Annotated in this window: 11 protein-coding genes; 7 read left to right on the plus strand and 4 right to left on the minus strand. The window is 37.1% G+C overall.

Translation table 11 applies throughout. The annotated features are described in order from the left end of the window. Positions 1-1,130 (minus strand): translation elongation factor 4 (gene lepA, locus AC1DND_RS20570; RefSeq protein ID WP_477584480.1); only part of this gene is annotated, 1,130 nt, incomplete at its 3' end. A 260-nt stretch (positions 1,131-1,390) separates the two neighbouring features. Here lepA and AC1DND_RS20575 point away from each other — a divergent pair. Next, entirely contained in the window at positions 1,391-2,017 is a 627-nt protein-coding gene (locus AC1DND_RS20575) for an ATP-binding cassette domain-containing protein (protein WP_477584482.1), read from the plus strand. Next, positions 2,017-3,114: a hypothetical protein gene (locus AC1DND_RS20580; protein WP_477584483.1), complete on the plus strand. Its 1,098-nt coding sequence runs from the start codon at positions 2,017-2,019 to the stop codon at positions 3,112-3,114. Before AC1DND_RS20575 ends, AC1DND_RS20580 begins: the two co-directional genes overlap by 1 nt. Before the next feature lie 90 nt (positions 3,115-3,204). On the opposite strand, the gene AC1DND_RS20585 is transcribed toward AC1DND_RS20580, so the two are convergent. Together AC1DND_RS20585 and AC1DND_RS20590 are read right to left on the minus strand one after the other, a co-directional pair. After that, positions 3,205-4,161: an MATE family efflux transporter gene (locus tag AC1DND_RS20585; RefSeq protein WP_477584485.1), complete on the minus strand. Its 957-nt coding sequence runs from the start codon at positions 4,159-4,161 to the stop codon at positions 3,205-3,207. Positions 4,162-4,480: 319 nt separating this feature from the next. Then, a complete protein-coding gene (locus tag AC1DND_RS20590) occupies positions 4,481-4,900 on the minus strand; it encodes an acyl-CoA thioesterase (protein WP_477584487.1) in 420 nt (139 codons plus the stop codon). A gap of 98 nt (positions 4,901-4,998) precedes the next feature. Here AC1DND_RS20590 and AC1DND_RS20595 point away from each other — a divergent pair, with 98 nt between their 5' ends. Further along, positions 4,999-5,202, plus strand: coding sequence for a hypothetical protein (locus AC1DND_RS20595; protein WP_477584488.1), 204 nt, complete (start codon positions 4,999-5,001; stop codon positions 5,200-5,202). Positions 5,203-5,471: 269 nt separating this feature from the next. Here the strand turns inward: AC1DND_RS20595 and AC1DND_RS20600 are convergent, their stop codons facing one another. Next, positions 5,472-5,912 (minus strand): hypothetical protein, encoded by a 441-nt coding sequence (locus AC1DND_RS20600; RefSeq protein WP_477584490.1) that lies wholly within the window; start codon positions 5,910-5,912, stop codon positions 5,472-5,474. A 298-nt stretch (positions 5,913-6,210) separates the two neighbouring features. Here AC1DND_RS20600 and rpsO point away from each other — a divergent pair, with 298 nt between their 5' ends. The 4 genes from rpsO to AC1DND_RS20620 all read left to right on the plus strand — a co-directional run. Next, positions 6,211-6,495 carry a 30S ribosomal protein S15 gene (rpsO, locus tag AC1DND_RS20605; RefSeq protein ID WP_029275143.1) on the plus strand — a complete coding sequence of 95 codons (285 nt, stop codon included), beginning with the start codon at positions 6,211-6,213 and terminating at the stop codon, positions 6,493-6,495. A gap of 177 nt (positions 6,496-6,672) precedes the next feature. Continuing rightward, positions 6,673-8,469, plus strand: coding sequence for a polyribonucleotide nucleotidyltransferase (gene pnp, locus AC1DND_RS20610; RefSeq protein WP_477584492.1), 1,797 nt, complete (start codon positions 6,673-6,675; stop codon positions 8,467-8,469). Positions 8,470-8,751: 282 nt separating this feature from the next. Further along, positions 8,752-9,423 carry a ribulose-phosphate 3-epimerase gene (rpe, locus tag AC1DND_RS20615; RefSeq protein ID WP_477584494.1) on the plus strand — a complete coding sequence of 224 codons (672 nt, stop codon included), beginning with the start codon at positions 8,752-8,754 and terminating at the stop codon, positions 9,421-9,423. Positions 9,424-9,508: 85 nt separating this feature from the next. Then, positions 9,509-11,388, plus strand: a 1,880-nt coding sequence (locus AC1DND_RS20620) for a TonB-dependent receptor (RefSeq protein ID WP_477584496.1), incomplete at its 3' end; no start/stop codon positions are given.

Here is an 11,388-nt window from a genome sequence, read left to right on the forward strand (position 1 = left end):
TTTGTAGTGTGTGCAATGTACGATACGTTGGGAACCGTTGTAATTACAGTCATATCGAACTCGCGTTCTAAACGCTCCTGGATAATCTCCATATGCAGCATTCCTAAGAAACCACAACGGAAACCAAAGCCTAATGCCGCAGAACTCTCAGGTTCGAAAACGATAGAAGCATCATTCAACTGCAACTTGTGCATGGCTTCGCGCAGCTCCTCAAATTCATCCGTATCAACAGGGTAAATTCCAGCAAAAACCATTGGTTTCACCTCTTCAAAACCTTGAATCGAATCAAGCGATGGTCTGGTAACAGTTGTAATTGTATCACCCACTTTTACCTCTCTGGCTTCTTTAATACCAGAAATAATGTACCCCACATCTCCGGTTTTTACCACATTACGTGGTGACATATCCAGTTTCAGAATTCCAACCTCATCAGCCAGATATTCTTTGCCAGTATTAATGAATTTTACTTTGTCGCCTTTTTTAATTTCGCCGTTTACTACTTTATAATAAGCAATAATTCCCCTGAATGAGTTAAAAACAGAGTCGAAAATCAAAGCTTGCAAAGGTGCTTCTGGGTCACCAACCGGAGCTGGAACACGGTCTACAATGGCCTGGATAATATCAGGAATACCCATTCCGGTTTTACCCGATGCAGGAATAATATCTTCTCGTTTACATCCAATTAAATCAATAATCTGGTCTTTTACTTCCTCTGGCATTGCCCCAGGTAAATCCATTTTATTTAAAATCGGAATAATTTCAAGGTCGTGTTCAAGTGCTAAATATAAGTTCGAAATGGTCTGTGCCTGAATACCTTGCGAAGCATCAACGATAAGTAATGCACCCTCGCAGGCTGCGATGGAACGCGAAACTTCGTACGAAAAATCTACGTGTCCAGGTGTATCAATCAGGTTGAAATTATATTCAATATCACCAACTTTATAGTTCATTTGTATGGCATGACTTTTAATTGTTATGCCTCTCTCACGCTCTAAATCCATGTTATCGAGCAATTGTGCCTGCGCCTCACGCTTTGAAATTGTCTCGGTATATTCTAATAACCTATCAGCCAGGGTGCTCTTGCCATGGTCAATATGTGCAATAATGCAAAAATTACGTATATGCTTCATCTTTGCGCAAAGATATGCTTTTTAAGGTAATTTTTAATCTAGAAAATTCTACCCCAAACACTTTGATTTGAAAAGCAAATACAGTGGCTTTTCTGTTACTACAATCCTGCTTTCCACTTTACTCCGTTGCACTCCGTGTACGTTCCAATCGGGGTTATTTTATCAGAGATGGTTTGCTTTTGTTACTTTTCCGGCAAGATGCCTCAGTAAGTAACAAATCTGGCATAACGAAATCTAAAACAGAACTAAAATCAAACATCTTGCTCAGCTTAACCAACATCAATAAAAAATATGGCAGCCATGAAGTATTAAACTTTGGCGAATGGAAAATCGATAACGGAATCCATTGGTTAAAAGGAGGGAACGGAACTGGTAAATCGACCTTATTTCGGATTATATCAGGACAGATTCCATTCAAAGGCGAAGTAATACTCAATGAAATAAACCTTAAAAATGAACCCATAAAATTCCGTTCGAAAATTAGCTTTGCCGAAGCCGAACCACAGTACCCATTATTTGTAACAGGGCAGGAACTGATCAATTTTTATGTTGAAACAAGAAAAGCAGAGGGTAAACAAGCCGAAGACCTTGCTGCTAATTTCGAAATGGCAGCCTTTCTTGACAATAAAATTGGTAGTTATTCGAGTGGGATGCTCAAAAAGCTTTCTTTGATCTGTGCATTTATTGGTAGCCCTGATTTGTATATTTTAGACGAACCGTTGATTACCATTGATGTGGCTTCGGCAGATAAATTGTATCAGTTGATCAAGGAAAAAGCAGTACAGGGAAAGAGTTTTCTTTTATCATCGCACCAGGAAGTTAGCACCGATAAACTAAAATTGGAGACCATATTTCAGATCGTTGACAAACAAATCATTCAACTATAATGCTGAAATTACTAATCAATAGCTTAGCCAAAGAATTTTACCAGCAACACGCAGGATTTTTTCTGGTAGGCATTTATATTTTATTCGGTGTGGTAGAGCCTTCACAATTAATTGGCTACCAAAAGGCCTTGTTATTAGCAGGTATTTCATCGCCTGTTGGAATTGCTATTGTATTTGTTTCATGGTTTTTATACGCCGCAAAAGTTCATTTCTTTATTAAACAAAAATTAGCATCAGCCAAGTATAATTTTATTAAAGAAACAGCTGCTCTGAAAAAAAATATGCAGCTAAAATTGTGGCTAAGATTATATTTTACCATCCTCATACCGGTTATTATTTATGTTTTTCTGCTTATTGGTTTAAGCATCAATTACAGTCTTTTTATTAGTGCCATTTGTATCCTGATTGTTTTTTCGGCTTTAATTTTTGGCTTATCGTGGCTAACTTATCAATCGGTAACATTAAGTTTTTTAATTAATGAAAAGGAACCGGTTCGTTTTGGAATAAAATTTAAAAAACCATTCTTCAGCTGGCCATTATTCCATTTACTCAAAGAACAACCCTTAATGTTATTGATGTGTAAGCTGTTGTCATTTGTTTTCTTTAAAGCAATGCTGTGGATGTTTGCAGATGTTGGCTACGATATACGTGTATTATTAGTTGCTTTATTGGCATCTGTTTTATGCCATGCAGTTTTGATTTTTACTTTGCTAAAATTTGAAACTGAATACATGAATTTCAGCAAGAGTCTTCAGCTATCAATCAATAAAAGGATATTCAACTGGTTATTAATTTTCGCCATCATATTAATCCCCGAATGGATATTTTTGATTTCAGCCGCTCACCTTAACCTCTATGCGATAGCCAATGGGCTTCTGTTTAGTTTATCCGGGCTATTTTTCCTATTGGCGTTAGTGTATATCGTTCGGTTAGATATGGACAATTACCTCAAATGGTTGCTGTTTTTCTTTTTTATTGCCATGTGGTCAATCCTTGCGCATTATTATCTTTTGTTCAGTTTGGTGTTGTTAGCCGGTTGTATTTTATACTACTTGTTTATGTTTAATAAAATCGATCTGAAGGGGATGGAAGAATAAGAATTTTAACCACAGATATTCATAGATAATACAAATATAAATCCATCTGTGCTCATCATTGATCTGTGGTTAAATTCTGTTATAGATTACCTAAACCATTGTTTTTTTCCATTTACCCTTTTTAAACAAGATATAGGCAGCTATCGCAATACCTGCTTCAGCTGTTGGGATGGCAATAAAAACACCTGTTGGGCCCATTTCTAAAAATTTGGCTAAAAAGTAAGCCAAAGGAATCTGGAACAACCAAAAGGCAAAAACATTAATTTTGGTAGGTGTCCAGGTATCACCAGCACCATTAAACGCGCTACTGAATACTCCGGTAGTGGCAACAAGTTCTGCCAAAAACACCCAGCTACAGCTCGCAATTACGAACTGGAAAATAGCTGGAGCGGCAATCTTAACGATAGCTTTAATCTGGGCAAAATCAGGCAAGAAGTGACTAATGCGTATTTTTAATATATTTTTACCACTAAACAAATTGTAAACCTGATAAGTAACGCCCAAACAACGACCAATTGTTGTGGCAATTGCAGCGCCTGTTAAACCGAATGCCGGTACTGGCCCAAAACCATTAATAAAAATAGGGCAAAGGATGATGTTCGCAATATTGGCGATCCACAAACTCCGCATTGCGATGGCTGCATTACCTGCACCACGAAAAATCCCGTTGATTAAGAATAAGAGTACAATAATGATACTTCCACCCATCATAATCCGGACAAATGGAATACCTTGATCAGCTGTTTCGGTTGACGCTCCCATAAGCAATAGAATATCTCTGGCGTAAATTAAACCCAGGATACTGATTATAATGTTAACGAAAACCGCAATTACAATCGTCTGCATACCGGCTTTTGATGCCGCTTCTGGATTTTTCTCGCCAATTCTCCTCGCAACGACAGCTGTTGCAGCCATACTCAACCCGATGGCCAATGAGTAAATAATGGTTAACACGGATTCCGTTAAACCAACGGTTTGTATAGCATGGCTACTGTTTTCTAAATGACCTACAAAATATAGATCGACTAAGGCAAAAACCGACTCCATAGCCATTTAATGTATAAACCAATGATACGCCTTTAAGCGTACATATCTAAAAATTGTAAGGGAGGGAATCCTCGGTTATTTAGAACCTCAAACGGATTGCAGATACTATCATGGCTCTGGTCTTTTTGAYGCAACAAAGATAGATAAAATTTCGAATTGTCAAATTTAGATGACTAATTTTTGTTGAAGTGATTAATTTTTTATTGTTGATCCATGGTCTGTGTCTCATAGACCATCCAGGTTGGATTTACGACTGTTTTTTTATCACGGAGACACGGACCTTAGGGATCTATAATCCCTAAATCGGTGTAATCATCTTCTATATACTGTAGGCTTTAATCATTTCTCCTGAAACCTTTGTTCCACGACCAGTAGTTAAATCAATCAATACATAATCAAAAATGCCATCTGAAGCCACTTTGCCTGTTTTTTGATTAATGATTTCAAACTGAACCGAACAGCCTTTATCGTTCATCGTTAAAATGCCGGTCCTGATCAGCATTAAATCATTCATCAGCAGGGGACGTTTGAAATTAATATCGACATGACTTACTACCCAGCCAAGGCCCTGTTTGGTAAAATCTTCCCAAGGCATACCGTAGAATTTTTCCATTTGCTCATAACGAGCTGCGAGTACATAATCTAAGTATTTACTATTATGTACATGATTAAACATATCGATATCATCCGGACGAACACGTAATTCGCTTTCGAAAATGCTGTATTGATTATTTTCCAAGGGTAATGTTTTTTTGCAAAAGTAAGCTTTTGATGTCTTTATATAAAGATGTATTGACGTAAAGATATATCATCTATTTTTCGTATTTTTGATATGAAATGGGAAAGCTCACTTTATATGATATTACAGTTGCGCGCGAAACAATAGCCGAAGAGCGTGAAAATGTTTATTTAAAGCGTACCCCCGAGCAGCGCTTCTTTGGTGTTTTGCAGCTTAACCACATCTCAGTTATCATGAATGGGGGGCAACCCCTTAAATCGCCACAAGGGAAGGGTATTATTATCCGTAAGCCAAACATATAAGCTTCTATATGTCTTTTGATAAAGAGAACCAGGAAATGCTTTTGTAATCAAATTAAAATGAAGGCTGCAGAAAGATATGGTTTAGTTTTTCGAAATATTGATGGCAGAACTGCCTTAAGTCTCTAAACCCGTCTTAACGAAATACCTTTTGTTGAAGGGGTCTTCGACACGCTGAGACCAACAATCACAAAAGATTGTAATGAGAACGGAAGGGTAGCAAGCGATGAAAACCAAATTTGCTTTTCTAAAAATGATATGCGAATTAAAATTTAGTCAATTTCCTCTGGTTCAGCTTTATCATTACTGATGAAACGCCATTCCTGCCCGTAAAGCGATTTATATTGAACCATAACTTTAATATTGGCTTTTTCTACAAGTGGTCCAAGGCGTTCATCGTTTATATTTATCAGACTTAACTTTTCGCCGACAGGCAAAATTTCGTTTTTCCAAAGATTAGTTAGCACGACAGATTTGGTAACCGCTAATTTGTTATCGTTCTTTATTTGTTTAAGAATTTCGGCTATATTTTTATAAGGTTTCGATTTATAATAAAAAACATAATCAGCTACAATAGCTGGACCAAGGCCTTGGTTTACAATCAGAAACTCATAATGATAATCATCTTCCCCAGCTTTTTTCACACCCGAAAAACTGTTTGAATAACTCATAAGCAGTGGTTTCACAGACGCATATTGCTGAATTTTTTGCAACCTGGTTTGATATAACGTTATAATAATAGCACAAATACTGGTCACAATTGCACATAAACCAACCACGGTATTTAATGATAACTCGAACTTATTTTGGGCTTTCTGCATATTTCATTAGGTTGTAAATCCAATCTAAAATAGAAAATATCGGTTGTTGAACCTATAAGATGATAAACATTTCTCAAAATGACTAATAGGCAAGGAAGATAATAATAACGATCACTTGCTTATAAATAAAAATAGCCTTATCTTTGCGCCACAATTAATTAATTTTTTATTGCTTTAATATTATTCAAGAATGTATTTAAGTCCAGAGAAAAAAGCTGTAATCTTTAAAGAACACGGCAAAGTAGAAACCAATACTGGTTCTGCAGAAGGTCAAGTAGCGTTATTTACATACCGTATTGCGCACTTAACAGAACACTTAAAGAAAAATCGTAAAGATTTCTCTACTCAGTTGTCACTTCAAAAATTGGTAGGTAAACGCCGCGGTATTTTGGCTTACCTATACAAAAAAGATATTGAGCGCTATCGTGCTATCATCAAAGCTTTATCGCTTCGTGATATCATCAAACAAAAATAAGCGCAAGTTTATCAATAAAAGCCATTCTTTAGGGAATGGCTTTTTAATTCCCTGTTAATTTTTTTAACGGGTTTTATTATAGATAGGCTTTTTTAATCCTATCTTCGTTTGCAAAAACAAATACATATATAAACAACGGTGTGTAGAAAGAGGAAAACACACCATAATTCTATTTAAATGAATGTAATAAAAAAATCGTTCGATTTGGGCGATGGCAGAATTGTAGAAATTGAAACTGGTAAATTGGCTAAACAAGCTGATGGTTCGGTTGTAGTAAAAATGGGTGATACCATGTTGTTAGCAACTGTAGTATCAACCGTTGGTGCTAAACCAGGTACTGATTTTTTACCTTTATCGGTTGATTATCAGGAAAAATATGCGGCTACAGGTCGTATCCCAGGAGGCTTTTTACGTCGTGAGGCAAGATTATCCGATTACGAGGTGTTAATCTCTCGTTTGGTGGATAGAGCTTTACGCCCAATGTTCCCAAGCGATTATCACTCTGATACACAGGTGATGATTTCTTTAATCTCTGCTGATAAAGATATCATGCCAGATTGTTTGGCAGGTTTAGCAGCATCAGCTGCATTATCAGTATCTGATATTCCTTTCAACGGTCCAATTTCTGAAGTACGTGTGGCTAAAATTGATGGTAAATTGGTAATTAATCCATTAGCTAGCCAATTAGAGCGTGCAACTTTAGAGTTTATGGTAGCTGGTTCGGCTAACGATATAGGCATGGTTGAAGGTGAGTGTGTCAGAAACCTGTTGTTAGATGAAGGTATCCGTTTAGATGGTCGTAAGACTACAGAAATTCGTCCAATCTGGAGTGAAGTTGGTTATTTACCTGCTGCTCACGGTTCGGCAGTATTTACACGTGGCGAAACACAATCATTAACTTCAGTTACTTTAGGTAGTAAAGATGATGAGCAAATGATTGATGGTGCTTTCTTCAATGGTTACAATAAATTCTTATTACACTATAATTTCCCTGGTTTCTCAACCGGAGAGGTTAGACCAAACAGAGGTGCTGGCCGTCGCGAAATTGGTCACGGTGCATTAGCACAACGTTCATTGAAAAAAGTGTTGCCTCAAGGTGAAGCAAATCCTTATACCATCCGTATTGTTTCTGATATCTTAGAATCTAATGGTTCGTCATCAATGGCAACTGTTTGTGCGGGTACATTAGCATTAATGGATGCAGGTATTAAAATCAAATCTCCAGTTTCAGGTATCGCAATGGGTTTAATTACCGATGAGAAAACCGGTAAATATGCAATCCTTTCTGATATTTTAGGTGATGAAGATCACTTAGGTGATATGGACTTTAAAGTAACTGGTACTGAACACGGTATCGTTGCTTGTCAAATGGACTTAAAAATCAATGGTTTATCTTACGAAGTTCTAACAAAAGCTTTGTTACAGGCTAAAGAAGGTCGTTTACACATCTTAAACGAGATGAAGAAAACCATTAGCTCGCCTAACGAAGATTATAAACCACATGCACCACGTATTGTTTCTTTAACTATTGATAAAGAATTTATCGGTGCAATTATCGGCCCTGGAGGTAAAATTATTCAAGAAATGCAACGCGAAACCGGTGCTTCAATCTCTATCGAAGAAGTTGATGGCAAAGGTATTGTAGAAGTATTTGCAGATAACAAAGCAGCTATCGATGCAGCGGTTACCCGCATCCGTAATATCGTAGCTAAGCCAGAAATCGGTGAAGTTTACCAAGGTAAAGTAAAATCAATTATGCCATTCGGTGCATTTGTTGAGGTTATGCCAGGTAAAGATGGCTTATTGCACATCTCTGAAATTTCATGGGAACGTTTAGAAACCATGGACGGTGTATTAAAAGAAGGTGATAAAATCGAGGTTAAATTATTAGACATCGATAAACAAGGTAAAATGAAACTTTCTCGCAAAGTTTTATTGCCAAGACCAGAAAAACCAGCTGCGCCACAAGCGTAAAAAAAGTCCAGAGGCGGGAGTCCGAGTCAGGAGATATAAAAAACCCTTCCGGTTAAAAACTGGAAGGGTTTTTTATTTTAAATTGACCTAATGCGTTTCGTCATGCTGAATTTATTTCAGCATCTTTATTTCTAACTTAAAAACTTTCGGACTTCTTTCGTAACTTGCATTTTTAGAAAAACCGTATAAACAAATCCTCATTGCAAGGCAGAAAGCATCTTTTTTGGCACCGCAGTCGTATTAGATTGCTTAGTGCCTCGCAATGACGAAAAGCTAAATAAAATGAAATACATCATTGCCCCATCCATACTTTCTGCCGATTTCGGCAATTTACAGCGAGATATTGAAATGATTAACCACAGCGAGGCCGATTGGTTCCACGTTGATGTGATGGATGGTGTTTTCGTTCCAAATATTTCTTTTGGTTTCCCCATCATGGCTGCTGTAAAAAAACATGCGACCAAACCTTTAGATGTACATTTAATGATTGTTGAGCCGGATAAATATGCTCAGGATTTCGCTAAAGCAGGAGCGGATAGAATCACGGTACATTACGAAGCCTGCACACACCTGCATAGAACCATTCAGTTAATCAAAGCATCAGGCTGCAAGGCTGGTGTGGCTTTAAACCCGCATACTCCGGTAACCTTGTTGCAGGATGTAATTGAAGATCTTGATCTGGTACTCATTATGTCGGTTAATCCCGGTTTCGGTGGACAAGCTTTTATCCATAATACCTACAAGAAAATAAAGGATTTAAAGGCCTTGATTCAAGGGGTAAATGAAGACCTAATAATTGAAATCGATGGTGGTGTTGGTTTGCAAAATATTGCTACATTAGTATCAGCAGGTGCCAATGCTTTTGTGGCCGGAAATGCAATTTTCGCAACAGATAATCCAACGGAAACCATATCTAAAATGAAAAGCTTGACAACTAGCGCGATAAATATTTAAATTGTTAAATGTTTTATTGCTAAATTGTTTTTAGGATGGGGCGCATACAGTCTTAATACCTGATACTTTTGTCTTGATACTAAAAATGCTCAAATTTCGGCTAACCCTTCTCCTTTTAATTGCTGGTTGCAGTTTTGCTGTGGCGCAGCCTTTAGTTAGAGTTTCAGGAATAGTTTATAGCGATGAAAAGTTACCTTTAGCACAGGTTACGGTAATCGTTTTAGGACAGGCACAATCAACTGTTACTGATGAATTTGGTGTATATACCATTTATTCAAAATCAAAAACGTTTAGCATTAAATATTCGCTTTTGGGCTATCARCCACAAACCGTAAAATTTAGTGAGCGCTCGGGGGCTCGGATTATCAAACAGGTAAGTTTAATTGCCAATATTAATGAATTAGAACAGGTTAATATCACCAATAAACAGAACCAGTTAAGTAACACCACCACTATTAATATTGCCGATGTTTCTTCAATGCCATTGGTTTCTGGCAATTTTGAAACCATGCTCAAAACCCTGCCAGGTGTATCTACAAACAACGAATTAAGTGCCCAGTATAGCGTTAGGGGAGGTAACTTCGATGAAAATCTGATTTACATCAATGATGTAGAAATTAACCGACCTGTTTTGATCCGCAATGGGCAACAGGAGGGACTAAGTTTTATCAATTCAGACCTGGTGAGTAAAGCAAAATTCTCTGCAGGTGGCTTTGAAGCGAAATACGGCGATAAACTTTCTTCAATCTTAGATATTAGATACGATAAACCGGATAGTAATCAAACCATTTTTAGTACCAGCCTTTTAAATACCTCATTAACAACCAAAAAGATATTCAAAAACAGCTTCCTTTTGGCTGGTTTACGCTATAAAAACAACTCGAGTGTACTGATTAAACAAGATGAAAAGGGGAGTTATAGCCCAAATTTTGCCGATGCTCAATTGCTGTATCAATATGATTTTTCATCAAAATTCAATATCGGTTTTTTGGGCAGCTTTAACCTCGGTCAGTTTAAATTGGTGCCCACCAATAGAGAAACCCAGTTCGGAACGTTGAGCACTACATTAAGACTAAATGTGGATTATACAGGACAAGAAATAGACGATTACCAAACTTTGGGAAGCGCCATTACTGCTACTTATTCACCCAAACCAAACCTGGTCATCAAGTTTATTAACAGTTATTTTAGTACGGTTGAGCGAGAGCGTTTCGATATTAATGGCAGCTATATTTTTGATGAGGTGGATAATAATTTTTCAGGTGAAAATTTTGGGGTGATCAATAAAAACAGGGGCATTGGCAGTTATTATAATTATGGAAGAAATAGTTTAAATACCCAGATTTTCGCTTCTGAAATAAAAGTAGATCAGAATTTTAATAATCATGTTTTTTCCTGGGGGATAAAATTTGATAAATCTAATTACGACGATCAGTTGAACGAGTATAATTATACTGATTCTGCTGGCTTCATTTTGCCCAACAATTCGAAAAATATCACGTTACAAAATGTAATCAATATACAGAACAATATTGATATCAAAAACTACAGCACCTACATTCAGGATAGCTATTCGCTTTCCAATTCTGCAGAGTTACAATTAGGAGCACGCGCCACATATAGTTCGCTAAGCAAACAGCTATTGATTAGTCCGAGGATGTTAATTGCTTACAGGCCCAATTCAAACAATAAAATTTTAAGGTTTTCTGCCGGTGTTTATAAGCAGCCACCCTCATACCGGACCATTCGTGATTTTTCAGGAGTATTAAATATTGATCAAAAGGCACAGAGTTCTTATAACACTTCTCTGGGTTATGAATACGCTTTCGATGCTTTTGGAACACGGCTAAAGTTTACTTCTGAGGCATATTTTAAATATTCTGACCGACTGATTCCGTATAAAATAGATAACCTGAGAATTAAATACCTGGCGAATGAAGTCTCGCGCGGTTATGCTTATGGCGC

It is taken from the genome of Pedobacter sp. 01N416, assembly GCF_056399685.1.